Below are 23,743 nucleotides of genomic sequence, written 5' to 3'. Positions count from 1 at the left end.
GTTGGCTCTTGGCGTCGAGTGCCTACCAATCGGCAGGGGACAAAGGGGTGAAGATGGGTGAGTTCGGTGTCACCGTGATCGTGGTTTTCGGGACGCTTGTGCTGTTGGTGACGGTGTTCTGGGTGTTGCCGTGGCTACTCGATCGCCCGACCGAGGTGCCGGGTGCTGTGCCGGTGGCCGAGATCTTGAACCGCACGTGCCATGCGGCGCCGCAGGTTCCGTACACGGTCGAGCAGGCGCACCGGGTGATGCAGGTTCGGATCAACTGCGATATCGCGACGTGCCCGGACAAATACGCGGCGTTCTGGACGATGGTCGACGCCGGACACGCGACTCCCGATGCGCGGGTCGAGCGATGAGCGAAGACGAATCTCTCGTGGCCATCGGCTACCTCCGTACCGACCTGTCCGGCGAGAGGCGCCAGTGGGATGCGAAATGGTTGTCCGCGTTGGCAACTCGGTACGGCTACCACATGGCGTTGATCCTCACACATACCTCGAGCACACCGAATCGCACCGCGCACCTGTTCGACTTGATACGTCGGATGAACGCGGTGGCGGTGTTCATCCCGACGCTCGAGCACTTACCAGCGGCGGTGGTGCGTGCTCTGCTTGCCGAGATAGATGGGGTGACGACGCTGTATCCGGAGCGGACATTCGACGCCTACGAGGTCCCGTACCGGGGCAAGTCACCGTCGGAAATGTGAAACTGGTATTCCGCCCGAAGTTGTCACGTTACGACTCGGCTGGACGAACCGGACGCACCTACGCTATTGCCGCACGTGACGGCGATGTGTTGGCGCGTCCGGCTAACTCCGCTCGCGAGTTGTGCGGGTGAGGTCGACGGTTCGGGCTCAGTTCGCTGTCGCACGATGTCTCTTCGTGGCCTTCTTGGATCGCACCGACTTCGTGCGCCGTCCTTGCTCGCGTTCGCGACCGGACTCGATAATCTGCTGCGCACGCTGGAATGAAACGCCCATCAGCGCGCCGATATCGCGCACGGTCGCGCCTTCGGCCTGCAACATGGCAGCTGTATCGCGTCGTGCCTTCGTCGCTCGTTCGGCCGCCTGGTCGGCTTCTATTCCAGCGGCCTGATATGCGTCGAGTGCTCCAGCGATATGGTCGGGCCATTCGATGACGAGATCGAACGAGTCCGGCTCGGAGTCGGTCATGACTGCGACGAGATCTCTTGCCATGCCTTCGACCTGGCGCAGGTTGAGTGCCTGTGTGACCCGGTTGACCTCGGGTACCGTCACCATCCAGGCATCTTGGTCGCGGGTAACCCGTGCGGTATAGGTGCTCATCTCCACCAGTCCTCTCCGAGTTTCTCGGCAGCTTGCTTGTAGATGCCGCGGGTCGTCATCTCGCGAACCTCATTATGTCGAGGTAGGGGGATTTTCATACCGTCAACGATCACGATGGTGTGGTTCCCGCTCTCCGTGACCTCAGTAGCGAGCCCTTGCTTCTTGGCTGCGTCACGGATCGTCTTGATGATGTCCCTGCGCTTCGTCACAGAGTTTGTTATGGACCTCTGCCCTGGGCTCGCCGGGAAGAGCGGGCACGTTGGTGGGAGATTCGGGGTCGAAAAAGACTGATGCACTGGGGGATACGTGATCTTGCTCAGGAGAGTGGTTGTGGCGCTATGGAGTTCACTTGGGGATGAGTGTGAATTCCTTGCGCAGGGGGCATCCTGGTGACAAGCGGCTCCGAATACCAGATAGGTCGTGAAGTCTGCTGCTCGCCGGTCCGCGGCGGGTGGACGGCTTGTCGCGGCGTCCGATGGTTGTGCGACGAAAGTTGTTGAGATGAGCATTGTCTGGCATTTGCCGGGGAGGGACCTCATCGACAGGCGTGTCGGCCTCCTGCGGCGACGCTCGCACCGGGGTAGCGGTGCGAGCGGGCGTCGGGGCCAAGTCGACGCGAGGATCAATAGGGGGTGTGATGACTGAGCTTGTCGATTTTTCCGCAGCGCTGATCGAACCACAGGCGATCAAGGATGCCGGATACGTCGGAGTCATCGGGTATTTCAGTGATTCGCGGCCGGGGTCGAACTTCGGGGCGAAGCCATTGCGTAAGGATTACTGCGATCGGCTCCGTGCGATCGGGCTGGAAGTGGTGTCGAACTACCAGTACGGCAAGGGTGACACCGCCGACTGGATGGGTGGTTATGACGCGGGGGTGCGGCACGCGCGAACCGCGGTGGACTATCACCGTGCGGCGGGTGGACCCGAGTGCAGACCGCTGTATGCCCCGGTGGATGCCAATCCCACGTTGGAGCAATGGAATTCGCTGATCGCACCGTTTCTGCGCGGATGGGCTTCGGTGGTCGGCCCGGAGTGGGTGGGGGTATACGCGAACGCCAGGTGCATCGACTGGGCGGTGGAAGACGGTGTCGCCCGCTGGTTCTGGCAGCACAACTGGTCGGGTGATCCCGCGCTCAACGGCGACCATCCTGCCGCCCACCTGCATCAGATCCGGGTGGACGACGACCAGATCGACGGCGTCGGCATCGACGTCGACACCGTATTGCGCGAGGACTACGGACAGTGGTCGAAAGGAGTGGCACAGCAGTGACTCTCGGATCGAGCGAGCTTCGGAGGTACGTCGTGGACAAGCCGAACTACACAGAGATCGAACGCATGGGAAACTCCGCCTCCGGCCGAGGCGGTACCCGGGTCACGAACTTCGTCATCCATACCCAGGAGGGCAACGGGACGGCGGAGAGCCTGGCGGACTACCTCAACAATCCGGACAACGGCGTGAGCTATCACTACACGCTCGCTGGTGCCGTGGTGGTGGACGTCGTCGATACCGACCTGGCGAGTTGGTCTGTGCTGGACGCGAATCCGTACACCATCAACCTATGTTTCGCGGGCAGCCGTTCGGCGTGGAGTCGAGACGAATGGTTGAACATTCGCGATGATATTCGCATCGCCGCATGGATCGCGGTACAGGATGCCGGGAAATACGGTTTCGCCACCGATGTGATCGCGCCGCCGTATGAGCGACGCGAGGGCATCACCGATCACAAGTACGTCACCGAATGTCTCGGTATCGGAACACACGTCGATGTCGGCCCGAATTTCCCCTGGGACGTATTCGGTGCCGACGTCGCTGATTTCGCGCCGTAATTCGCGCGGCGACATCTGTTGTGAAACGTTAGTGTTTAATCAGGAACGTTCGCGCCGTAACCGAGTTCGCGCAATGCTGTTTTGATCTTGGATTGCGCCTCGTCGAGAGATTCCGGCGACGGCTCGGTGTCGGCCCCCGAGATATCGAAATTGCCCATGGTGAACGCGGGGAACACGTGGACGTGCAGGTGTGGCACTTCCAGGCCCGCGATCAGCAGACCGGCACGCGGGGCCTCCCACGCGGAGCGCACGGCGCGGCCGACCTTCTGGGCGACGCCGTTGATCCTGGCGAATACACCGGGATCGACGTCCTGCCACTGGTCGATCTCCGCGCGCGGCACGATGAGTGTGTGCCCGGGGGTGACCGGTGCGATGGTGAGGAAGCCGACGAATTCCTCGTCCTCCCACACGAATCGGCCGGGAATCTGACCTGCGATGATCGCGCTGAATACGGAAGCCATGCCCCGCAGAGTAGTCGGCGCGCGGCGTGGCCTACACCTGCGCCGAGCTACGGCGGCTCGTCGACGAACCGCGAGGAATCCGGACGCGCTCCGGCTTCGCTCGAGGCCGCGAAGGCCCGGTGCCGTCGATACTTTGCCCGACGGCTCGCGGCGAATGAACGCCGACCCGGCGGGTGACGAACGTCGTGTCCTTCCATTCGCCGCCGGACGATTGCGGTTCAGACCGCGACGAAGTGCGACAGAATGCCCTGCACCTCGTAGATATCCACCTGCCGGTTGAAGCGCTTCTGCAACGGCTCCTCGGTGCCGGAGATCCAGATGGCGAGTTCGGCGTCGAGGTCGAAGGTGCCCGCGGTTTCCACCGAGAAGTGGGTAATCGCCCGGTAGGGGACGCTGTGATAGCTGACCTTGCGGCCGGTGACGCCCTGCTTGTCGACCAGGATCAGTCGTCGGTTCGTGAAGAGCATGGCGTCGCGGACCAGCAGGTAGGCGGCGTAGATCTGTTCGCCGTTGCCAAGCAGCTTGGCGTATTCCCGCTGTGCCGCGGCGGGTTCGATCCGCCCGGCGTTGCCCATCATCCCGTTGATCAGACTCATCCTCGCCCCACATCCTTCGGGTGGTTCGGCGCTGGGTCGGCGCGTGGCCGTGTTCGCCCGCGCCAACACCGCTGTCGCCTACCATCATCCTCCGCCGAAGCCGGACAGGCCGCCAGCGACAACACATTTCGAGATCGGTACGTACGCGTCATTTCGGGCGTGGGATTTCCCGTCTCGGGCGTCGAATCTGAACACCACCTGTCGGGGAGTTGACTAAACCGGGCTAAATTCTCGTGGCGATCGCAGGCGCTTTAGGCTGTTGCGCGTGCGCGTACTCGTCATCGGTGCTGGAGCCCGTGAACATGCCCTGGTCGCTGCCCTGCGTCGGGATCCTTCGGTGCGGGAAGTGTTCGCCGCTCCCGGCAATCCAGGGATCGGTCAACTGGCGCAGCTGGAGGCGGTGGATCCGACCTCGGGGGAGTCGGTGGTCGCGGTCGCCAAGAAGGTCGCCGCCGACCTGGTGGTGATCGGCCCCGAGGTGCCGTTGGTGCTCGGCGTCGCCGACGCTGTCCGCGACGCGGGATTCGCCTGCTTCGGGCCGTCGGCCGCCGCGGCGCGGATCGAAGGCTCCAAGGCATTCGCCAAGGACGTGATGTCGGCCGCCGGGGTGAAAACCGCACACAGCGAGATCGTCGACAATCCCGCCGAATTGGACGCGGCATTGGACCGCTTCGGCCCGACCTGGGTGGTGAAGGACGATGGCCTCGCCGCTGGCAAGGGCGTCGTGGTGACCAAGGATCGTTCCGCAGCCCGCGTGCATGCTGCGGACCTGCTGGAACAGGGGCACCCCGTGCTGCTGGAATCGTTCCTCGACGGTCCGGAGGTTTCGCTGTTCTGCCTGGTCGACGGCGCGACCGTGGTGCCACTGCTGCCCGCGCAAGATCACAAGCGCGTCGGTGACGGTGACACCGGGCCGAACACCGGCGGAATGGGTGCCTACGCGCCGCTGCCGTGGCTGCCGGAAACCGTGCTCACCGACATCGTCGAGCAGGTGGTGCGTCCGGTCGCGGCCGAGTTGGTGCGCCGTGACAACGGATTCTCCGGGCTGCTGTACGCGGGCCTCGCGGTCGGTGAGGAAGGCCCCGCGGTCATCGAATTCAATTGTCGTTTCGGTGATCCCGAGACCCAGGCGGTGCTCGCGCTGCTGGAAAGCCCGCTCGGCGAACTGCTCGACGCCACGGCCAAGGGCACCCTCGCCGAGCTCGACGCGCCGCGCTGGCGTGACGGTGCTGCGGTGACCGTGGTGCTCGCGGCGGAGAACTATCCCGGCGCGCCGCGCCTCGGCGACGTGATCTCGGGGACGGGCGACGGCTCGTCGAGCGATGCGGCGACAGTTCTGCACGCGGGAACCGCCGCGCGCGACGGCGCGCTGGTCTCCTCGGGTGGCCGGGTGCTCAATGTGGTGGCGACCGGCGCCGATCTCGCCGAGGCCCGCGCGCACGCCTACGACCGTCTCGCGACGATCAAGCTGCCCGGCAGCCACTTCCGCACCGACATCGCGCTCGCGGCGGTGTCGAACGACATCAGCGTATAGTCACGAATCAGACTGTCACGTAGGTCTTTTCGTGGCCGTGCGCTGCCACGGTCGCTAGCGGGCACGCCGCCGAGGGATCGAGAAGGCGCGCGGTGCCGTTCCCGTGGGCGCCGAGGGTTTCGCTGGTTGGCTGGTCTCGCGGGCCGCAACCCCCGACCGGATCGCGTAGTACTCGGGTGGGTCTCGCCGCGAGAAGCTGCGGTTGGTGGGCTCGACGATGCGAAGCCGGTCGATCGGCATTCGTGTCCGCACGCCGTGCGCTCGCACTTCTCGGGCCGCGCGCGACGCCTGCCCGCACCGACGAATCCCTGTGTGCCATAGCGGAGCTGGGCCATGCTGGCGAAACGGTACTCGCCCCGCCGGCGCGATCCATGACCGCGAGCCGCCCCACGCGCGCCGCTGGCGCCTGAAGGCGGTCTACTCGCTGGCGTGGCCTCGTTCGCGGGTACTCCGGCACCCACGATCAGCCGAGGTTGAGCCCGTGTAGCGCGAGCCAGCGTTGCGGGTCGACGTGCTCGCCGTTGAGGACGACCTCGAAATGCAGGTGCGGGCCGGTGGAGTCGCCCCGGTTGCCGACGCGCGCGATTTGCAGACCCGCGGGCACGCGTTCGCCGACCGAGACGAAGAAGTCATACATGTGGCCGTAGACGGTGATGCTGCCGTCGTCGTGGCGGATGCGTACCCACAGTCCGAAACCCTGTGCCGGACCCGCGTCGATGACGGTGCCGTTGGCGACGGCGTAGATCGGCGTGCCGATCGGGCCCGCGATGTCGATGCCCGCGTGGAAAGTACCCCAGCGGGAACCGAACCCGGAGGTGAAGGTGCCGATCGCGGGCAGCACGTAGCCGCCGACGCCCGGCGGGATCGAGCCGGGGCCGGTAGCGCCACCCGCCGAGAGCCACGGCTGCTGCTGGCCCGAGATCGCCGCGGCGGCCTCGGCTTTGGCGCGTTCCAGGGTGGCGCGGGCCGCATCGGTGACGACGCCTTGTTCGCGCAGATGTTCGCCGGTGGCGATGGCGTTCAGGTATCGGCGCACCGACGACGGTGTGGACGCCACCAGCAGCGGATGGGTGACCGCGACGCGTTGCGCCGCACCGGGTAACGGAGTGCGATCGGTGGTCAGGCCGCCGAAGGTGGTGTCACCGGCCGTGAGCGCGGCGACCGCCACGAGGGCGGCGATCAGTACCCGGTGCGCGCGCAGGACGGCGACCAGTTCGTCGCGATCGGGTCGGTTGTTCCAGCGTCCCGGCAGGTCGAGCCGATGCCATACGGACAGGGGGTGGGCCGACGCGCGCACCTTCGACCAGTCGACACGTCCTCGCCACGAACGGCGTTCGCGCAGGAAGGCGCGCGGACCTCGCGGAATGACCCCGATGCCACCCGCTGTCCTGGCCCGGTCGAGCCCTGGTCGATCCACTTCCTCGAGCATTGGGCCGACCATATCTCGGACCGTGCGTGCGGCGGTGCTCTACCGTCGGTCGGGTGCCACGACAATCTCACCGGTCGACGATCCCGCCCTTCTACGTGATGGACGTGTGGAAGGCCGCGGCGCAGCGCGCGCGAACCCACGGTGACGTGCTCGTTCTCGCCGCGGGACAGCCTTCGACGCCCGCTCCCGCACCGGTGCTGCGCGCGACCAGGGCGGCGATCGACGACGAGCTGTTCGGCTACACGGAGACGTTCGGCATCCTGGCGCTGCGTGCCGCGATCGCCGAACATCACGCCGCGACCTACGGGTACCCGGTCGACCCGGACGAGGTGGTCGTGACGACCGGGTCCTCCGGCGCGTTCTCGCTGCTGTTTCTCGCCGCCTTCGACCCCGGCGACACGGTTGTGGTGGCGCGTCCCGGCTACCCCGCGTATCGAAACACCTTGACCGCGCTCGGTTGTCGAGTGCTCGAGCTCGAATGCGGCGCCGAGACCAGGTTTCAGCCGACGGTCGCGATGCTGGAAGCCTTGCCGCAGCCGCCCGCGGGCTTGGTGGTGGCGAGTCCGGCCAATCCGACCGGCACCATGATCGCGCCGGACGAATTGGCCGCGGTAGCGCGGTGGTGCGAGGCGAACGGCACCTTGCTCATCTCCGACGAGATCTACCACGGCATCACCTATGGCGAACGGGACGGTGACAGTCCTACCGCCTCGGCGTGGGAGACCTCGCGGGAGGCGGTGGTGATCGGGTCGGTCTCGAAATACTTCTCGATGACCGGGTGGCGGCTGGGCTGGATGCTGGTGCCGGAGCAGCTGCGTCCCGCACTGCAACGACTGGCCTCGAATCTGACCGTCTGCCCGCCCGCGATCTCACAGTTCGCCGCGGTACACGCGTTCGACGCCGAGGCGAAAACGGAACTGGACGACCATGTTCGGCGTTACGCGTTGAATCGGCGACTGCTGCTGGACGGATTGCCGAAACTGGGTATCACCGACCTGGCGCCCGCCGACGGCGCCTTCTATGCTTACGCTGATATCGGTCATCTCACCGATGATTCCCGGCAGTGGTGCGCCGAGGTGCTCGACGGCACCGGTGTCGCACTGGCGCCGGGCATCGATTTCGATACCGCGAATGGGCATCGCACGGTACGTTTCTCATTCGCGGGTGCGACGGCCGATATTGAAACGGCTCTGGTTCGACTTGCTCGATATCTGCGGGCATGATCGAGAGCCTCGGATTGATCATGAAGTACGGCAACAACTTTCCGCAGTCCGGCACCATGGACGCGCGGATGCGGTAAAAACAATTTTGGTTGCTTTTCCTCACCCAATTCCCTCGGAAGAACTGATGACGACTGGCACGATGGCACGGTGATTACCGCGACGACCCCGAAAGGTGAACGGCGTCGCCAAGCTTTGGTGGCCGCCGCCGCTGAACTACTCCTCGAAGGTGGTTTCGAGGCGGTGCGGCATCGGTCTGTCGCGACTCGTGCCGACCTCCCCCTGGCTTCCACCACCTACTACTTCGAATCCCTCGACGACCTGATCGCGCGTGCCGTCGAGTTCGGCGGCAACAGCGAATTGGACGCGATGCGGCGCAGGGTCGGCGAGGTGAGTCATCGCCGCCGCGCCGCCGATGCGACCGTGGAACTTGTCCTCGACCTGTTGGTCGGTACCGGCACCCACGACGAAAGCGCGCGTGAGCAGCTGATCGCGCGCTACGAGCGCTCGGTGGCTTCGGCGCGGCATCCCGAACTGCGCGAGGTGCAGCTGCGATTACGCAGTCAGCTCGACGAACTGCTCGCCGATGTACTGCGCCGTTCGGACCGGATGGTGCGCCCCGAACAGCTGCGCCGGCTGGTCGCGGTGGTGGACGGCGCCGCGGTCGGAGCGATCACCGAGATGGACCCCGACCCGCGTCGGATCGCGCGTGCGGCGTTATTGGAGGTCATCGACATCGTCGCCCCACCGACGCCGCAGCAGGCCGACCGGATGCGCACACTAGACTGACCGAACGTGAGCCTTGTCCCGAACGTCCTCGCCACCCGTTACGCCAGCCCCGAATTGGTTCGGCTGTGGTCGCCGGAGAACAAGATCGTGCTCGAACGCCGCCTCTGGTTGGAGGTGTTGCGTGCGCAATCAGAGCTCGGCGTCACGGTGCCAGCGGGGGTGATCGACGACTACGCCCGCGTGCTCGAGCAGGTCGACCTCGCCTCCATCGCCGAGCGTGAGCGCGTCACCCGCCACGATGTGAAGGCGCGGATCGAGGAGTTCAACGCGCTCGCCGGACACGAGCACGTGCACAAGGGCATGACCAGTCGTGACCTCACCGAGAATGTCGAACAACTCCAGGTTCGGCTCTCGCTCGAACATGTGCACGCGCACGGTGTCGCGATCGCCGCTCGGTTGGCCGAGCGCGCCGCGCAATATCAGACCTTGGTGATGGCGGGTCGTTCGCACAATGTCGCCGCACAGGCCACCACGCTCGGCAAGCGATTCGCTTCGGCCGCAGACGAATTGCTGTTCGCGCTCACCCGATTGCGTGAGCTGATCGACCGCTACCCGCTGCGCGGCATCAAGGGGCCGATGGGCACCGCGCAGGACATGCTCGACCTGCTCGGCGGCGATCACGCGGCGCTCGCCACGCTGGAACGGCAGGTGGCCGGGCACCTCGGTTTCGCGGACGTGCTCACCAGCGTCGGGCAGGTGTATCCGCGCTCGCTCGACCACGACGTGCTCTCCGCACTGGTGCAGGTGGGAGCGGGACCGTCGTCGTTCGCGCACACGATTCGGTTGATGGCGGGAAACGAGCTGGTCACCGAGGGGTTCCAGCCGGGTCAGGTCGGCAGTTCGGCGATGCCGCACAAGATGAACACCCGCTCGTGTGAACGGGTCAACGGCTTGCAGGTGGTGTTGCGTGGCTACGCCTCGATGACGGCGGAACTGGCGGGCGCCCAGTGGAACGAAGGTGACGTGTTCTGCTCGGTGGTGCGCAGGGTCGCGCTGCCCGACGCCTTCTTCGCGATCGACGGCATGATGGAAACCTTCCTCACGGTGCTGGAGGAATTCGGCGCCTACCCCGCGGTGGTCGCGCGCGAACTCGACCGCTACCTGCCCTTCCTCGCCACCACCCGCATCCTGATGGCCGCGGTGCGCGGCGGAGTAGGGCGGGAGAGCGCCCACGAGGCGATCAAGGAGCACGCCGTCGCCGTCGCCCTCGCGATGCGCGAGCAGGGCATCGAGCCCAACCTGCTCGACCGCCTCGCCGACGACCCCCGCCTCCCCCTGGACCGCGCCGCCCTCGACGCCGCCCTCGCCGACAAGGCCGCCTTCATCGGCGCCGCGGAAAGCCAGGTCGACGCGGTCGTCGCACGGGTGAACACCCTCGTCGAGCAGTATCCCGACGCGGCGAAATACACGCCGTCACCGATCTTGTAGGACCCCTCGCGTGACCGGTGCCAGGTTGGGTCGAACGTGCGGCTCAGACGCACGGTTTCCGTGCTAATCTCGATTCAGAGCAAGGAACTGGCTCTCCGGGCGTATGCCTCGACAGTCGGTCTGGCCCTCGGTGTAGCTACGGCAGCCGGGGGCTGCTCCATTTTCCTGGGAAGAAACTTCACTCCATCGGCTTCACAAGATGTACTCGGTGTTCGATGATGCCGAACAGCCGTGCGGTGATGTCATGGTGTGTGATGCTCCGTCTGTAGGCAGACGACACCACACCCGGAAGCCAGAGCAAGTGCTCGAACTTCGGTGAAGTTTGCAGCAGTCGGACGTTCCGAAGGTGCGAGTGCTGAGCTACGAGTTCTCTGTGGTTGGCGCGATCCTTGTTTCGGAAGTTCTGCTGATTGCGTTCTTCGAGTACCAGTAGTTCCACTGGCTCGCATAGGCCGTCGCCGCCGACTGTGAGTTCCATGGCGATGCCTCGATAGCATGCGCGACGTGCGGCCTCGCCGTCACGGTCGTCGGCTGCCACAGGTACTCGGTGGGCGATTACACAGGGTTCGGACCCCTCGGCAAGGAATTCCAGCATGTCTCTCATCGCCGACCTGCCATCGTGATGTTGCAGCGCCTCGGTGGAGTGCCAGTAATCGCCACCGACGATCTCTCGCAACCCGACCCTCAGCTCACACATATCCGGTTGGCGCACAACTACAGCTGTGAAGACGTAGAACGTCTGCGTGGGATGGATGTCTCGATTATGAGTCTGGTACGACTCGTCCAGATAGGCCACCGGTGCCTTGGTTCGGCGGTAGGCATCGGCCACGATGATGGCCTCGGGCCGCATCGAATCGCATCGATCGATCGATCCTAGAGCGCCTCGTGTGGCTCATGTGCATCGTCTATTGCTGATGGTTCATGTTGGGTGCGTGTGTGTTTCAGTGTCCCAAAGTGGTGTAGGGGTGTGGCATCGTCGGCGGTGCGATGGTGCGGCTTGCGGGTAGCGCGATCAGGTCGCTCGTGCGGGTCTAGGGTGCGGGATGTGGATCCGTACACGGTGTTTGGGGAAATTGTCGCGGGGCGTGCGCCTGCCAGCAAGGTATACGAGGACGCGGATGTGTTGGCGTTCATGGATATTCGGCCGTTCACGCCGGGGCATCTGTTGGTGATACCGAAGGTGGCCGCGCGCAGTCTCGCGGAGCTCGATCCCGAGGTCGGGGGGAAGTTGTTCCAGGTGGGGCAGCGGTTGGCGGCGGCGTTGCGGGGCAGCGTCATCGGGTGTGACGGGGTGAATCTCTTTCTCGCCGACGGGGTCACCGCAGGGCAGGAGGTGTTCCATGTGCACCTGCATGTGATCCCGCGGACGGCGGGTGACGGCTTCGGACTGCGGGGTCGACCGACCCATCCGCAGCGTGCCGACCTGGACTATCTGGCCGGGTCGATCCGGGGTGCGCTGGACAGCTGAGTCGATGACGCCTGTGACCTGTGAGGCTGGAGTGAAATCTGTTGCGCAACGAAGAGTTTGCTATAGCGAAACGGTAATGCCGAAAATTCCGCTCGAAGGGGTGCGCTGAGCTAGGTTTGAGCCGCCCTTGACCGGTTTTATCGTGGTGTGATGGAGGTAGTGACCGTGCGGCGAACACCGATTGCTGTTGCAGTGCTGACCTTTGTGCTTGCCGCGGTGGGGTTGCCCGCGGTGCATCCGGCGACCGCCTCGGCGGCGCGTATCGCGCGGGTCGACGAGCTGAGCCCCACCAAATCCGCGGTCTTCGTGGACTCGCCGGCCATGGGGCAGACCATCCAGGTGCAGGTATTGCACCCGGCGGGCGGGGGAGCGCGCCCGGCCTACTACCTGCTCGACGGTCTCGACCCCGGCGTCGGGCAAAGCACCTGGACCAACGCCACCGACGCCGAGCAGCTGTTCGCGGGGTCCAACGTCAATGTGGTGCTCCCGATCGGCGGCCAGGCCAGCTACTACACCGACTGGCAGCACGACGACCCGCACTTCGGGCGCTACATGTGGGAAACCTTCCTCACCGAGGAGCTACCACCGCTGATCGACGCGAGCTTCGACGGCAACGGAGTCAACGCGATCGGCGGCCTATCCATGGGCGGCAACGCGGCCTACATCCTTGCCGCCCGAAATCCGGAGTTGTATCAGGCTGTCGCGGGCTACAGCGCCTGCCCAGACAGTGGCATGGCCGCGGGCGCGGTGATGTTCTCCATCGCCAACCGCGGCGGTAATCCGCTGAACATGTGGGGTCCGGCCGGAAGTCCCGCCTGGGCCGAACACGATCCCGCGCTGATGGCCGAGCGCCTGCGCGGCAAGACGCTCTACCTGTCCACCGGCACCGGAATTCCCGGCCAGCACGAGACGGAGATCAAACCGCAACTCGCGGAGAACATCGTCCTCGGCGGCCCGGTCGAAATGGGTGTCAACACCTGCACCGTCGCCTTCGATCAGCGGCTGCGCGCGCTGGGCATCCCCGCGCGGATCGATTACAGCCCGGTCGGCACGCACTCCTGGTCGTACTGGAAAGACGATCTGCACAAGTCCTGGCCGATGCTGCGCGCGGCGATCGGCGCGTAACCACCGGTTCCCAGCGCCTCGCTCGCGTTCTGGGCGGCTCTCGCTCGAGGCGTCTCGATGCTGATCAGCGGCTTTATCGGGTAGTGCGTCGCCGGTGGCGGGCACGCCGCTACGGTGGACCGCATGGCATTCGACAGTGGTACCGAAACGGTCTCGAACCTCGACGCGCCGATCGCGAAAAAGGTGCCGACACGGCGAGAACACCACGGTGACGTGTTCGTCGACGAATACGAATGGCTGCGCGACAAGGACAACCCCGAGGTCATCGGTTACCTCGAGGCGGAGAACGTCTACACCGAGGCGAAGACCGCGCACCTGGAGAGCCTGCGCGGACGGATCTTCGACGAGATCAAGGCCCGCACGCAGGAGACCGACCTGTCGGTGCCCACCCGCAGCGGCGACTTCTGGTACTACTCACGCAGTTTCGAGGGCAAGCAGTACGCGGTGCAGTGCCGGTGCCCGATCGACGCGAGCGCCGAGGGGATCGACGCGTGGACCCCGCCCCGGCTGGAAGCCGACACCGAGGTGTCCGGCGAGCAGGTGCTGCTCGACAGCAATGAACTCGCCGCCGACCACGATTTCTTCGCGCTGGGCGCGTTCTCGGTGACCCAGGACGGCGCGCTGCTGGCCTACTCGGTGGACACCGTCGGCGACGAACGCTATGTGTTGCGGTTCAAGGACTTACGGACAGGCGAACTGCTTGCCGACGAGGTCAGTGGCACCGCGCCGGGCGCTACCTGGTCGCTGGATGGCACGCACGTCTTCTATCAGACGGTGGACGAGTCGTGGCGGCCCGACACCGTGTGGCGCCACCGCCTCGGCAGCACCGAGGACGACGTGCAGGTCTTCCACGAGCCCGACGAGCGTTACTGGGTGAGCATCGGCACCACCCGCTCGGAGAAGTACCTGATGATCTGGATCGGCTCCAAGATCACCTCGGAGTGCCGTGTGCTCGAATCCGCCACTCCCGAAGGCGAATTCCGTGCGCTGCTGCCGCGGAGAGAGGGTGTGGAGTACTCGGCCGAACACGCCGTGGTCGCCGGGGAAGACCGGTTCCTGATCCTGCACAACGATGTCGTCGACGGAGTGAAGGCGGAGAATTTCGTCCTCGCCGACGCACCGGCGAGCGACCCGACGAACCTGACGTTGCTGATCGGTCACCGCGACGACGTGCGGTTGGAGGACGTCGACGCCTTCGCGGACCATTTGGTGCTCAGCTACCGGCGCGAGGCGCTGACCAGGATCGCGATCTGGCCGTTGACCGAATCCGGGTACGGCCAGCGCCACGAACTGGAATTCGATCTGGAACTGTTCGCGGTCGGCGCGGGCGCCAATCCGGAATGGGAGCAGCCGACGCTGCGCATCGGGCTGACCTCGTTCATCTCCCCGGTGCAGGTCTTCGATTACGTCCCGGCCACCGGCGAGTTGCTGTTGCGCAGGGAGCAGCCGGTGCTCGGCGGCTATGACGTCGAAGACTATGTACAGCAGCGTGATTGGGCGACGGCGGCGGACGGCACCCGGATCCCGATCTCGTTGGTCTGGAAGCGCGACGCGGCGGCGGTCGGCCCGAAACCCTTACTGCTGTACGGCTATGGCTCCTACGAGGCGAGCATGGACCCGTCGTTCTCGGTCGCACGACTGTCGCTGCTGGAGCGCGGCATGGTGTTCGCGGTCGCGCACGTGCGCGGTGGTGGCGAGATGGGCAGGCTCTGGTACGACAACGGCAAGACGCTCACCAAGAAGAACACCTTCACCGACTTCGTCTCCTGCGCACAGCATCTCATCGATGCCGGGGTGACGACGGCGGAGGGTCTCGTCGCCGACGGTGGCAGCGCGGGCGGGCTGCTGGTCGGCGCGGTGGCCAACCTCGCTCCGGAACTGTTCGCCGGTATTCTCACCAACGTTCCGTTCGTCGACCCGCTCACCTCGATCCTCGACCCTTCGCTTCCACTGACGGTCATCGAGTGGGACGAATGGGGAAATCCGTTGGCGGACAAGGACGTCTACGCCTACATGAAGTCGTACTCGCCGTACGAGAACATCGAGGCCAAGCCCTACCCCGCGATTCTGGCCAGCACCAGCCTCAACGACACCAGGGTGCTGTATGTGGAGCCGGCCAAGTGGGTCGCCAAGCTGCGCGCCACCAAGACCGATGACGCGCCGTTGCTGCTGAAGACGGAGATGTCGGCAGGCCACGGCGGGGTGAGCGGACGCTACGAGAAGTGGAAGGAAGTGGCGTTCGAGTTCGCCTGGTTGCTCGACACCGTCGGGCTCGCCGACCGGTAAGGCCGCAGGAGTGTTCGTCGGGTAGTCATCCCGGCTGCACGTCACGGACACGTCCACCTGGCACGGTGGAGGCATGAACGGTGAGCTGCTCGTCTCGATTTCCGGAATCCGGGATACCACGCGGGACACGGCGATCGAATTCGCCGAGGAACTCGATCGCCGGGGTGTGCCGCTGTCGTTGCTCGTCGCGCCCAGGTTGAAGGGCAAGTACCGGCTGGCCGAGGATCCCGCCACCCAGGCGTGGTTGCGCGGACGCAGGGCCCGCGGTGACGCGATCGTGCTGCACGGCTACGACCAGGCCGCGACCAAACGGCGCAGGGCCGAGTTCGCGACCCTGCCCAGGCATGAGGCGTTGCTTCGGCTCACCGCCGCGGATCGGGTGCTGGAACAGGCCGAGCTGCGCACGCGACTGTTCGCCGCGCCGCGCTGGGATGTGTCCTCCGGTGCGGTGGAAGCGTTGCCCGAGGTCGGGTTTCGGGTGGCGCTCGGGCTCACCTCGATTCTGGATCTCGAGCGAAACGTGGCGCAGAAGACCAGGGTGTACGGGATCGGCGAGGGGTTTCGCGCCGAGCCGTGGTGGTGTCGCGCGTTGGTGATGGGCGCCGCGCGCACGGCGCGTCGCGGCGGTGTGCTTCGGCTTGCCGTCTCGGCGGCTCAGCTGGCGCGGTCGGGGCCGCACCAGGCGATGCTGGACGCGATCGACCTGGCCCTGTTGCACGGTGCCACCGGCACGGTATACGGCTGGGAGCCGGTCACTTTCGCACGCGCGGCGTGAACGTCCGTGGCGGGGTGCGACCCACCCCGCCCGGCTGATCGGGGCGCCGCCGCTCGACAACGGCGAACAACGAGCGGCGGCGCACCCTCCGACCGTGCACACCGCCTGGCGCTGCGTCAGGCGTTCGGCACCGCGGGCTTGGCGCTGTGGGTGAACCCGCCGGACTCGGCGCGCGTGAGTGACGTCGAAAAGGGATGGCGTTCCAGCTGATTCACGCAGCGCTGCACATCGGCGAGCAAGAGATCGGCCATGTCGTGGGTGAAGCCGTGGCGGATCACCGCGCGCATGATCGTCTCGTTCTCCCGTCCCTCGGGCAGCGGATACGCCGCGATCAACCAGCCACGGCCGCGCAGCCGATCCGACAGGTCGTAGAGATTGAACCCCTGCTCACCCCGCAGCCGCCAGCACACGGCGGTAATGCCGCGTTCGGGGCGCCCGTCGTGCATCATCTCGAACGGGCCCAGTCGGGACAATCCCTCGGCGAGGTGGCGGGTGACCTCGTAGATCGCCGATTGCACCCTGGTGTAGCCGGTGCGGCCGAGCCGGATGAACCAGTAGTACTGGGTGATCACCTGCCCACCCGGCCTGGAGAAATTCAGGTTGAAGGTGGGCATGCTGCCGCCGAGATAGTCCACGTCGAAGATCAGTTCGGCGGGTAGATCGGATTTCTCCCGCCAGATCGCCCAGCCCGCACCCAGGGGAGCGAGACCGGTCTTGTGGCCGGAGGCGTTGATCGATCGCACCCGTGGCAACCGGAAGTCCCATTCCACCTCCGGTGCGGTGAACGGCGCGAGAAAGCCACCGCTGGCCGCGTCCACGTGCACGGGGATATCCGGGCCACCGCCCGCGTGCAGCCGATCCAATGCCGCGCTGACGCCCGCGACGTCCTCGAACAGTCCGGTGAAGGTCTGGCCGAAGGTGGCGACCACCATGATGGTGTTCGCGTCGCAGTGCGCGACCACATCGTCGGGGTGCATGGTCAGGCGGTCGGCGCGCAGCGGAATCTGGCGGATCTCGATGTCGAAATACCGCGCGAATTTCTCCCAGCACACCTGAACGGGTCCGCACACGAAATTGGGTGTCCCGCTCCCGCCGCGTGCGCGCCACCGAAACTTGGCCGCGAGACCGCCGAGCATCGCCGCCTCACTCGACCCGGTGGTCGAGGTGCCGAGGGTGTTCGCCGCGTCGGGCGCGTGCCACAGATCGGCGATCATCCGCACACAGCGCTTCTCCAATTCGGCGGTTTGCGGGTACTCGTCCTTGTCGACGATGTTCTTGTCCAACGATTCGTTCATCAGCCGACGCGCGGAATCGTCGAGCCAGGTGGTGCAGAACGTCGCCAGATTCATCCTGGAGACGCCGTCGAGCAGCAACTCGTCGTGCACCACCTCGTAGGCGACCTGCGCGAAGAGTTCCTGTGGCGGGAAACCGGCCTTGGGTGCGGCGTGGTCCAGCCCTGGTAGGGCGAACAGGTCGTCGGAGTCTGCGGTGTCGGACATCGAAATCGCCTTCCGGGTATCGAGTCGCGTGATATTTGCCGAGCAGCACAACCGTGGCTGAATTCTATCTGTGGTCGATAAGGGGCACCCGAGAAACCGGGTGCGCGCTGGTGCCGTATTTTTCTGCCTCGGGTGGCGTTTTCATGCCAGAGTGAGCCGTACTGCGGGTGGGGGAGCTCACGAGCCGATCGAAGTATCCGACGACTAACCGACGACAATGTCTCGACGAGGAGTGCGAATGGCGGCGACTGCTGTGCTTGCGGGCGGTGTGCTGACGGGTCGATCCAGATGAATGGGCTCGGGCGGGTCGAGGAACTCCGCACCGCCGTCGCCGCGCTGATGCCGCAGGCGAAAACGGATCTGGCGCAACTGGTCTCGTTCAAGTCCGTGGCCGACCCACGACAATTCCCGCCGGAGGAATGTCACCGCACCGCGCAATGGGTCGCCGACGCCTTCGTCGCGGCGGGGCTGCGCAAGGTCGGACTGCACGAAACTCCCGACGGCAGCAGGGCGGTGATCGCGAGCCGACCGGCACCCGCCGGCGCACCGACGGTGCTGCTGTACTGCCACTACGACGTGCAACCTCCGCTGGACGATGCCGCGTGGCGGGTGCCGGTGTGGCAGCTCACCGAGCGCAACGGCCGCTGGTACGGCCGGGGTAGCGCGGACTGCAAGGGCAATATCGTCATGCACCTGACCGCGTTGCGTGCGCTCGGTCCCGACCTGCCGATCGGGGTCACCTTGGTCGCAGAGGGGTCGGAGGAGCAGGGCACCGGTGGCCTGGAGCGGTTCGTCGAGGCGAATCCCGGGCTGTTGCGCGCCGACGCCATCCTGGTGTGTGACAGCGGGAACTTCGCCAGGGGTGTTCCGACGCTCACCGAGACGCTGCGCGGCAATGTCAACGTGGTCGTCAGCGTGGAAACCCTTGCCGGGCCGGTGCATTCGGGCATGTTCGGGGGACCGGCGCCGGATGCGTTGGCGGCGCTGATCCAGCTGCTCTCGACGCTGCGCGACGAGCGCGGCGACACCACCATCGCCGGTCTTGCCAACGATCAGGTGTGGCAGGGTGTGCGGTATCCGAAGGAACAGTTCGCCGCGGACGCGGGCGTGCTCACCGATGTCGAGCTCATCGGCAGCGGCAGTGTCGCCGACATGCTGTGGGCGCGACCGGCGTTGACGGTGCTCGGCATCGACGTGCCGCCGGTGGTCGGGTCCTCGGCGGCCATTCAGCCCGCCGCGCGTGCTCGGCTCAATCTGCGCATTCCGCCCGGCACCGATCCGAGGCAGGCGCACAGGGCGCTGGTCGAGCACCTGGAGGCCGAGACGCCATGGGGCGCGAAGCTCACCATCGAACTCGAATCCACCGGCGCCCCTTTTCGTTCCGGTAGGTCCGGGCCAGCGCGTGCCGCGATGGAGGCGGCACTGTCGGCCGCCTACGAGCAAGAAGTGACCACCCAGGGGCAAGGCGGTTCGATCCCGCTGTGCAACACCTTCGCCGACACCTACCCGGAGGCGGAGATCATGCTGCTGGGGGTGGAGGAGCCACAATGCCTGATCCACGCGCCCAACGAGAGCGTCGATCCGCGCGAGATCGAACGTATCGCGTTGGCCGAAGCGCTGTTTCTCGCGTCCTATCGCAAGTGAGTGGTCACAGCTGCACGGAATCCTCCTCGCGCACGACGCGGAATTCGGTTCCCTCGGGCGCCATTTCGGTGAGCCGACCGAAATACACGCCTTGGGCTTCCTCGCGGATCAGTCCGAAGTGGATGGGCAGCGCGGTGCGCGGATTCACCGCACGCAGGTAGTCGACGGCCTCGCTGAGCTTCATCCACGGTGCGACCGTGGGGGTGGCGAGCACGCCGACTCGCACGGGTGGCACCCACAGCGAGTCGCCGGGGTGCACCAGTTGCGCGGGATCCTCGGGGGTGCCGAGCTGGAAAACCGTGTTGTCGATCACCGGGAGTTCGGGGTGGATCACCGCGTGCCTGCCGCCACCGCCGGTGATGTGCAGCTCGCCCAGCGACAGCGTGTTGCCCGCGTGCACCGCCTCCCACCCCTCGCCGCGCTGCTCGGCGGTCTGCGGATCCGAGAGCAGCCGTGCCTGCGGGTTGGCCTCGATCAGTGCCTCGATGCGCTGGGGGTCGATGTGGTCGGGGTGCTGGTGGGTGACGGCGATGGCGTCCAGGCCGGTGATGCCCTCGAACCCGTGCGAGAAGGTGCCGGGGTCGAAAAGGACGCGTTTGCCGTGCAGCTCGACGAGCAGACAGGAGTGGCCGAAGTGAGCTATGCGCATGCGTCCATGTTATTGCTCGACCGGTGAATTCTCGCCGACCCCGCAGCCGCTGTCGGCGACCGGCACAACTAAGCTGCCTGCGTAACCCCCCACACCACATGAGGAGCAACGGTGGCACGAGTCGTGGTCGAGGTGATGCCGAAGGCCGAGATCCTGGATCCGCAGGGCCAGGCCATCGTCGGTGCACTCCCGCGCCTGGGATTCGAGGGCATCTCGGATGTTCGCCAGGGCAAGCGGTTCGAACTCGACGTCGATGACAACATCGGTGACGCCGAGTTGGAACAGATCGCCGAATCACTGCTGTGCAACACGGTGATCGAGGAGTGGAAGGTCGTTCGGCTGCCATGACCGCGCGCATCGGGGTGATCACGTTCCCTGGCACGCTCGACGACGTCGACGCGGCGCGGGCGGTCCGGCTGGCCGGTGCCGAGGCGGTCAGCCTGTGGCACGCCGACGCCGACCTCAAGCAGGTCGACGCGGTCGTCGTGCCCGGCGGCTTCTCCTACGGCGATTACCTGCGCGCGGGCGCCATCGCGCGGTTCGCGCCGGTGATGGGCGAGGTCGTGCGCGCGGCGAGCACGGCGGGTCTGCCGGTTCTCGGTATCTGCAACGGTTTTCAGGTGTTGTGTGAGGCCGGGCTGCTGCCGGGCGCGCTCACCCGCAACGAAGGCCTGCATTTCCTCTGCCGTGACGAGTGGTTGCGCGTCGAGTCCACCTCGACCCTGTGGACCTCTCGCTACGAGCAGGGCGCCCAGATCCTGGTCCCGCTGAAGTCGGGGGAGGGTCGCTTCCAAGCTTCCGCCGAGGTGCTGGACGAGCTGGAGGGCGAAGGCCGGGTGGTGTTCCGCTACGTGGGCGAGAACCCGAACGGGTCGCAGCGCGGTATCGCGGGCATCGCGTCGGCCAACGGGCGCGTCGTCGGACTGATGCCGCACCCCGAGCACGCCACCGAGCCGTTGACCGGCCCGAGTGACGATGGTCTCGGCCTGTTTCTCTCGGCGTTGGACGCACTGGTCTCGGCCTGATCGGGCGGCATAGGATCGCGGGCATGCCCGTTTCGACCACTGCCGCCTCGGCCGACGGACTCTGTGCGTTCGTCGACGCGTCCCCCTCGCCGTTTCACGTCTGCCATACCGCCGCGGCGAAATTGGACGCGCTCGGATTCACCAGACTGGCGGAGTCCGACACGTGGCCCTCGGAGGCGACCGGCAACCACTATGTGGTGCGCGGCGGATCGTTGGTCGCCTGGGCGGGTGCGCAGGCCGGACAGCACGCGACGACACCGTTCCGGGTGGTCGGTGCGCATACCGACAGCCCGAATCTGCGGGTCAAGCAATACCCGGACCTGGCGGTCGCCGGGTGGCAACTGGTCGGGTTGGAGCCGTATGGCGGCGCGTTGCTGAATTCCTGGCTGGACCGGGAGCTCGGTATCTCGGGTCGGTTGACCGTGCGTGACGGGAACTCGGTGCGTGGCTTGCTGATTCGCATCGACGACCCGATCCTGCGGGTGCCGCAGCTGGCGATTCACCTGTCGGAGGATCGTCGCGGCGTCACCCTCGACCCGCAGCGGCATGTGAACGCGGTGTGGGGTGTCGGCAGGGAGCCGCGCTCGTTCCTCGGTTTCGTCGCCGAACACGCGAAGGTGGACGCGAACGCGGTGCTCGGCTGGGAACTGATGACCCACGACCTCACCCCGAGTCGCGTCTTCGGCCGCGACCGCGATCTGGTGAGCGCGCCCCGACTGGACAACCAAGGCACCTGCTACGCGGGGCTGGAGGCGTTCGTCGCCGCGGTCGCCGAGCCAGGTGCGGCCGTCCCGGTGCTGGCGATGTTCGATCACGAAGAGGTCGGCAGTCAGTCCGATCGTGGCGCGCAGTCGGATCTGCTCTCGACGGTGCTGGAGCGCATTGTGCTCTCCCGTGGCGGCGGTCGCGCCGAATTCCTCGCGACGCTTGCCGGTTCGGTGTGTGCCTCCGGCGATATGGCGCATGCCACCCACCCCAACTATCCGGAACGGCACGAGCCCGCGCACCGAATCGAGGTGAACGGTGGCCCGGTGCTGAAGGTGAATCAAAATCTGCGCTACGCCACCGACGCCGTGGGTGCCGGTGCCTTCGCGTTGGCGTGTGAGCAGGCGCGAGTTCCCTTGCAGCGCTACGTCCATCGCGCCGATCTGCCCTGCGGGTCGACTATCGGCCCGATGACCGCGGCAGGCACCGGAATCCCGACCGCCGATGTGGGCGCGCCCCAGTTGGCGATGCACTCGGCGCGCGAAATGATGGGCGCCGCCGACGTTCCCGCCTACGCGGCGGCGCTCGCGGCCTTCCTCACCCCGGTCAATGCTGGCCGGTAAACCGCGACCGCGACGACGAACATGGCGAAGGTCGCGAGCACGTAGCCGCTGCCGATGATCTGCTGCCACCACGCCCAGCCGAGTTCGCGATCCTCGGAATTCGGGAGCCACCACTGCGGAGCCGTCAGCAGCACCAACGCCGCGGCGACCACCACGCCGACGACGCGCGGGTCGCGCTTGCCGCGCGCGATGCGGTCGACGACGAACACCAGCGCCGGCGCGACCCACACCCAGTGGTGCGACCAGGAGATCGGCGAGATCAGCAGCAGTGCGGCCGCGTTCACCAGTAGGGCGGCCACGGGCGCGTCGGCGTCGAGTAGGCGACGCATCCAGATCGCCGCGAGTGTCACCGTCACCAGCGACAGCGTCAGCCACAGGATGGTGGCGGTCGAGTCGGAGACGCCTAGTCGGAAGACCGCGCCTTTGATCGACTGATTGCCCGCGTAGTAGGGCGCACCGATGCGGTCGGTGTTACTGAGGGTTTTCGACCAGTATTCGGCCGAGTCGTCGGGCATGATCAGGAACGCGGCGCCGAAGGCGGCCGCGGTGGCGAGCACCGTGGTCGCCGCGGCCTTCCAGTCCTTGCGAAGGACGAAATACAGCAGGAATCCGCCGGGGATCAGTTTCACCGAGGTGGCGAGCCCGACCAGCAGTCCGCGCGGCCAGACCGGCTTGCGTACCAGGCAGTCCAGCGTCACGGCGGCCATGAGCACCAGATTGATCTGGCCGTAGCTGAAGGTTTGGCGCACCGGCTCCAAGGTTTGGGTCAGCGCGACAGCGCCGATGACGAGGATCACCATGGTGGCGCGCGACAGTCCGGGCCGAATGCGCCCGAGTACCAGCCACAGCGTGATCGCCAGGCAACCCACCGAGGTGGCCAGCAGCAGAGTTTGGGCGCCACCCAGCGGCGTCACCGCGAGTGGGATGAAGAACAGGGCGGCGGGCGGCGGGTAGGTGAACGGCAGGCCTGTGCCCTGTACGGGCGGCATGGGGCCGTACACCGCACGGTCTTTCAGCCATGCCTCGGCGCCGTTGCGATAGACCTCGAGATCGATGAAGCCGTTCCACCAGTGCAACAGCAGCGACAGTGCGGCCGACGCCGCGAACAGCGCGAGTGCGGCAATCAGCCAGCGAATCGGGTACGGGGAATCGGGCGGCGATACCCGGTGGGCAGCGCGGTGGTCAACGGCATCGGCGCGTTGCTCGGTCGGCCGGGCAAACCCCGATCTGTCGGTCACGGACTCAGATTAGCCGTCGCGCCGGCCCACCTCACCGGCTGCCGCGCAAGTGCCTGCCTCTAGACTTGTCGGCAGGCATATCGCCGCAATCAGTGACAACCGTCGTCGCTGCACCATGC

Annotated in this window: 25 protein-coding genes; 16 read left to right on the top strand and 9 right to left on the bottom strand. The window is 66.2% G+C overall.

Annotation, left to right across the window (positions count from 1 at the left end):
• Nucleotides 1–53: 53 nt before the first annotated feature.
• The gene (locus ABEA50_RS03705; RefSeq protein ID WP_345493574.1) at nucleotides 54–359 is read left to right on the top strand and encodes a hypothetical protein; all 306 of its coding nucleotides are present in this window, start codon (nucleotides 54–56) and stop codon (nucleotides 357–359) included.
• Entirely contained in the window at nucleotides 356–706 is a 351-nt protein-coding gene (locus ABEA50_RS03700; RefSeq protein ID WP_345493573.1) for a hypothetical protein, read from the top strand. The genes ABEA50_RS03705 and ABEA50_RS03700 overlap by 4 nt, the downstream gene beginning before the upstream one ends.
• A gap of 147 nt (nucleotides 707–853) precedes the next feature.
• Here the strand turns inward: ABEA50_RS03700 and ABEA50_RS03695 are convergent, their stop codons facing one another.
• Nucleotides 854–1,303, bottom strand: a complete 450-nt coding sequence (locus ABEA50_RS03695; protein ID WP_345493572.1) for a hypothetical protein — start codon at nucleotides 1,301–1,303, stop codon at nucleotides 854–856.
• Nucleotides 1,300–1,512: a hypothetical protein gene (locus ABEA50_RS03690; protein ID WP_345493571.1), complete on the bottom strand. Its 213-nt coding sequence runs from the start codon at nucleotides 1,510–1,512 to the stop codon at nucleotides 1,300–1,302. The genes ABEA50_RS03695 and ABEA50_RS03690 overlap by 4 nt, the downstream gene beginning before the upstream one ends.
• 428 nt (nucleotides 1,513–1,940) lie before the next feature.
• On the opposite strand from ABEA50_RS03690, the gene ABEA50_RS03685 reads away from it, so the two are divergent.
• Both ABEA50_RS03685 and ABEA50_RS03680 read left to right on the top strand, forming a co-directional pair.
• Entirely contained in the window at nucleotides 1,941–2,573 is a 633-nt protein-coding gene (locus tag ABEA50_RS03685) for a DUF1906 domain-containing protein (protein WP_345493570.1), read from the top strand.
• 32 nt (nucleotides 2,574–2,605) lie between these two features.
• Nucleotides 2,606–3,130: a peptidoglycan recognition protein family protein gene (locus ABEA50_RS03680; RefSeq protein ID WP_345493569.1), complete on the top strand. Its 525-nt coding sequence runs from the start codon at nucleotides 2,606–2,608 to the stop codon at nucleotides 3,128–3,130.
• A gap of 35 nt (nucleotides 3,131–3,165) precedes the next feature.
• Here the strand turns inward: ABEA50_RS03680 and ABEA50_RS03675 are convergent, their stop codons facing one another.
• Nucleotides 3,166–3,591, bottom strand: a complete 426-nt coding sequence (locus tag ABEA50_RS03675; RefSeq protein ID WP_345493568.1) for an HIT family protein — start codon at nucleotides 3,589–3,591, stop codon at nucleotides 3,166–3,168.
• A 218-nt stretch (nucleotides 3,592–3,809) separates the two neighbouring features.
• On the bottom strand, nucleotides 3,810–4,187 hold the full coding sequence (locus ABEA50_RS03670; RefSeq protein WP_345493567.1) for a PH domain-containing protein: 378 nt from the start codon (nucleotides 4,185–4,187) through the stop codon (nucleotides 3,810–3,812).
• 265 nt (nucleotides 4,188–4,452) lie between these two features.
• Between ABEA50_RS03670 and purD the strand changes: the two genes are divergently transcribed.
• Nucleotides 4,453–5,721: a phosphoribosylamine--glycine ligase gene (gene purD / locus ABEA50_RS03665; RefSeq protein WP_345493566.1), complete on the top strand. Its 1,269-nt coding sequence runs from the start codon at nucleotides 4,453–4,455 to the stop codon at nucleotides 5,719–5,721.
• Between the two features lie 463 nt (nucleotides 5,722–6,184).
• On the opposite strand, the gene ABEA50_RS03660 is transcribed toward purD, so the two are convergent.
• Complete coding sequence (locus tag ABEA50_RS03660; RefSeq protein ID WP_345493565.1) at nucleotides 6,185–7,150, bottom strand: M23 family metallopeptidase; 966 nt, start codon at nucleotides 7,148–7,150, stop codon at nucleotides 6,185–6,187.
• Nucleotides 7,151–7,203: 53 nt separating this feature from the next.
• Here ABEA50_RS03660 and ABEA50_RS03655 point away from each other — a divergent pair, with 53 nt between their 5' ends.
• The 3 genes from ABEA50_RS03655 (at nucleotide 7,204) to purB (ending at nucleotide 10,587) form a co-directional block, all read left to right on the top strand.
• The gene (locus tag ABEA50_RS03655) at nucleotides 7,204–8,373 is read left to right on the top strand and encodes a pyridoxal phosphate-dependent aminotransferase (protein WP_345493563.1); all 1,170 of its coding nucleotides are present in this window, start codon (nucleotides 7,204–7,206) and stop codon (nucleotides 8,371–8,373) included.
• 147 nt (nucleotides 8,374–8,520) lie between these two features.
• On the top strand, nucleotides 8,521–9,159 hold the full coding sequence (locus tag ABEA50_RS03650) for a TetR/AcrR family transcriptional regulator (protein ID WP_345493562.1): 639 nt from the start codon (nucleotides 8,521–8,523) through the stop codon (nucleotides 9,157–9,159).
• Between the two features lie 6 nt (nucleotides 9,160–9,165).
• Nucleotides 9,166–10,587 carry an adenylosuccinate lyase gene (gene purB, locus ABEA50_RS03645; RefSeq protein ID WP_345493561.1) on the top strand — a complete coding sequence of 474 codons (1,422 nt, stop codon included), beginning with the start codon at nucleotides 9,166–9,168 and terminating at the stop codon, nucleotides 10,585–10,587.
• Nucleotides 10,588–10,765: 178 nt separating this feature from the next.
• Here purB and ABEA50_RS03640 read toward each other — a convergent pair whose 3' ends face one another.
• Nucleotides 10,766–11,383 (bottom strand): hypothetical protein, encoded by a 618-nt coding sequence (locus ABEA50_RS03640; RefSeq protein ID WP_345493560.1) that lies wholly within the window; start codon nucleotides 11,381–11,383, stop codon nucleotides 10,766–10,768.
• Between the two features lie 249 nt (nucleotides 11,384–11,632).
• Between ABEA50_RS03640 and ABEA50_RS03635 the strand changes: the two genes are divergently transcribed.
• The 4 genes from ABEA50_RS03635 (at nucleotide 11,633) to ABEA50_RS03620 (ending at nucleotide 16,241) form a co-directional block, all read left to right on the top strand.
• On the top strand, nucleotides 11,633–12,055 hold the full coding sequence (locus ABEA50_RS03635) for an HIT family protein (protein WP_345493559.1): 423 nt from the start codon (nucleotides 11,633–11,635) through the stop codon (nucleotides 12,053–12,055).
• A gap of 150 nt (nucleotides 12,056–12,205) precedes the next feature.
• On the top strand, nucleotides 12,206–13,180 hold the full coding sequence (locus ABEA50_RS03630; RefSeq protein WP_345493558.1) for an alpha/beta hydrolase: 975 nt from the start codon (nucleotides 12,206–12,208) through the stop codon (nucleotides 13,178–13,180).
• 123 nt (nucleotides 13,181–13,303) lie between these two features.
• A complete protein-coding gene (locus ABEA50_RS03625; protein ID WP_345493557.1) occupies nucleotides 13,304–15,466 on the top strand; it encodes a S9 family peptidase in 2,163 nt (720 codons plus the stop codon).
• A gap of 73 nt (nucleotides 15,467–15,539) precedes the next feature.
• Nucleotides 15,540–16,241, top strand: a complete 702-nt coding sequence (locus tag ABEA50_RS03620) for a DUF2334 domain-containing protein (protein ID WP_345493556.1) — start codon at nucleotides 15,540–15,542, stop codon at nucleotides 16,239–16,241.
• 116 nt (nucleotides 16,242–16,357) lie between these two features.
• Here ABEA50_RS03620 and ABEA50_RS03615 read toward each other — a convergent pair whose 3' ends face one another.
• On the bottom strand, nucleotides 16,358–17,740 hold the full coding sequence (locus tag ABEA50_RS03615; protein WP_345493555.1) for a glutamate decarboxylase: 1,383 nt from the start codon (nucleotides 17,738–17,740) through the stop codon (nucleotides 16,358–16,360).
• 288 nt (nucleotides 17,741–18,028) lie between these two features.
• On the opposite strand from ABEA50_RS03615, the gene ABEA50_RS03610 reads away from it, so the two are divergent.
• Nucleotides 18,029–19,384, top strand: coding sequence for a dipeptidase (locus tag ABEA50_RS03610; protein WP_345493554.1), 1,356 nt, complete (start codon nucleotides 18,029–18,031; stop codon nucleotides 19,382–19,384).
• 4 nt (nucleotides 19,385–19,388) lie between these two features.
• On the opposite strand, the gene ABEA50_RS03605 is transcribed toward ABEA50_RS03610, so the two are convergent.
• Nucleotides 19,389–20,033 (bottom strand): MBL fold metallo-hydrolase, encoded by a 645-nt coding sequence (locus ABEA50_RS03605; protein WP_345493553.1) that lies wholly within the window; start codon nucleotides 20,031–20,033, stop codon nucleotides 19,389–19,391.
• Between the two features lie 111 nt (nucleotides 20,034–20,144).
• Here ABEA50_RS03605 and purS point away from each other — a divergent pair, with 111 nt between their 5' ends.
• From purS to ABEA50_RS03590, 3 genes are read left to right on the top strand one after another with little or no spacing between them, the layout of a single operon-like run.
• Nucleotides 20,145–20,381, top strand: a complete 237-nt coding sequence (gene purS, locus ABEA50_RS03600) for a phosphoribosylformylglycinamidine synthase subunit PurS (RefSeq protein ID WP_345493552.1) — start codon at nucleotides 20,145–20,147, stop codon at nucleotides 20,379–20,381.
• Nucleotides 20,378–21,058 carry a phosphoribosylformylglycinamidine synthase subunit PurQ gene (gene purQ, locus ABEA50_RS03595; protein WP_345493551.1) on the top strand — a complete coding sequence of 227 codons (681 nt, stop codon included), beginning with the start codon at nucleotides 20,378–20,380 and terminating at the stop codon, nucleotides 21,056–21,058. Before purS ends, purQ begins: the two co-directional genes overlap by 4 nt.
• A 23-nt stretch (nucleotides 21,059–21,081) precedes the next feature.
• Nucleotides 21,082–22,386: a M18 family aminopeptidase gene (locus ABEA50_RS03590; protein ID WP_345493550.1), complete on the top strand. Its 1,305-nt coding sequence runs from the start codon at nucleotides 21,082–21,084 to the stop codon at nucleotides 22,384–22,386.
• Here the strand turns inward: ABEA50_RS03590 and ABEA50_RS03585 are convergent.
• Entirely contained in the window at nucleotides 22,335–23,624 is a 1,290-nt protein-coding gene (locus tag ABEA50_RS03585) for a glycosyltransferase 87 family protein (protein ID WP_345493549.1), read from the bottom strand. The two genes, ABEA50_RS03590 and ABEA50_RS03585, sit on opposite strands and share 52 nt — an antisense overlap.
• Nucleotides 23,625–23,743 lie beyond the last annotated feature (119 nt).

It is taken from the genome of Nocardia callitridis (assembly GCF_039543305.1).
Taxonomy (GTDB): domain Bacteria; phylum Actinomycetota; class Actinomycetes; order Mycobacteriales; family Mycobacteriaceae; genus Nocardia; species Nocardia callitridis.
The sequence above is the reverse complement of the archived record's forward strand: the minus strand, read 5'-3'. Positions and strand labels throughout refer to the sequence as shown.

Coding starts and splice junctions, on each gene's coding strand:
- ABEA50_RS03705 (WP_345493574.1), top strand. CDS start 54: ATGGGTGAGTTCGGTGTCACCGTGATCGTGGTTTTCGGGACGCTTGTG.
- ABEA50_RS03625 (WP_345493557.1), top strand. CDS start 13,304: ATGGCATTCGACAGTGGTACCGAAACGGTCTCGAACCTCGACGCGCCG.
- ABEA50_RS03630 (WP_345493558.1), top strand. CDS start 12,206: ATGGAGGTAGTGACCGTGCGGCGAACACCGATTGCTGTTGCAGTGCTG.
- ABEA50_RS03590 (WP_345493550.1), top strand. CDS start 21,082: ATGCCCGTTTCGACCACTGCCGCCTCGGCCGACGGACTCTGTGCGTTC.
- ABEA50_RS03695 (WP_345493572.1), bottom strand. CDS start 1,303: ATGAGCACCTATACCGCACGGGTTACCCGCGACCAAGATGCCTGGATG.
- ABEA50_RS03670 (WP_345493567.1), bottom strand. CDS start 4,187: ATGAGTCTGATCAACGGGATGATGGGCAACGCCGGGCGGATCGAACCC.
- ABEA50_RS03660 (WP_345493565.1), bottom strand. CDS start 7,150: ATGCTCGAGGAAGTGGATCGACCAGGGCTCGACCGGGCCAGGACAGCG.
- purQ (WP_345493551.1), top strand. CDS start 20,378: ATGACCGCGCGCATCGGGGTGATCACGTTCCCTGGCACGCTCGACGAC.
- ABEA50_RS03700 (WP_345493573.1), top strand. CDS start 356: ATGAGCGAAGACGAATCTCTCGTGGCCATCGGCTACCTCCGTACCGAC.
- ABEA50_RS03675 (WP_345493568.1), bottom strand. CDS start 3,591: ATGGCTTCCGTATTCAGCGCGATCATCGCAGGTCAGATTCCCGGCCGA.
- ABEA50_RS03605 (WP_345493553.1), bottom strand. CDS start 20,033: ATGCGCATAGCTCACTTCGGCCACTCCTGTCTGCTCGTCGAGCTGCAC.
- ABEA50_RS03615 (WP_345493555.1), bottom strand. CDS start 17,740: ATGTCCGACACCGCAGACTCCGACGACCTGTTCGCCCTACCAGGGCTG.
- ABEA50_RS03610 (WP_345493554.1), top strand. CDS start 18,029: ATGAATGGGCTCGGGCGGGTCGAGGAACTCCGCACCGCCGTCGCCGCG.
- ABEA50_RS03685 (WP_345493570.1), top strand. CDS start 1,941: ATGACTGAGCTTGTCGATTTTTCCGCAGCGCTGATCGAACCACAGGCG.
- ABEA50_RS03620 (WP_345493556.1), top strand. CDS start 15,540: ATGAACGGTGAGCTGCTCGTCTCGATTTCCGGAATCCGGGATACCACG.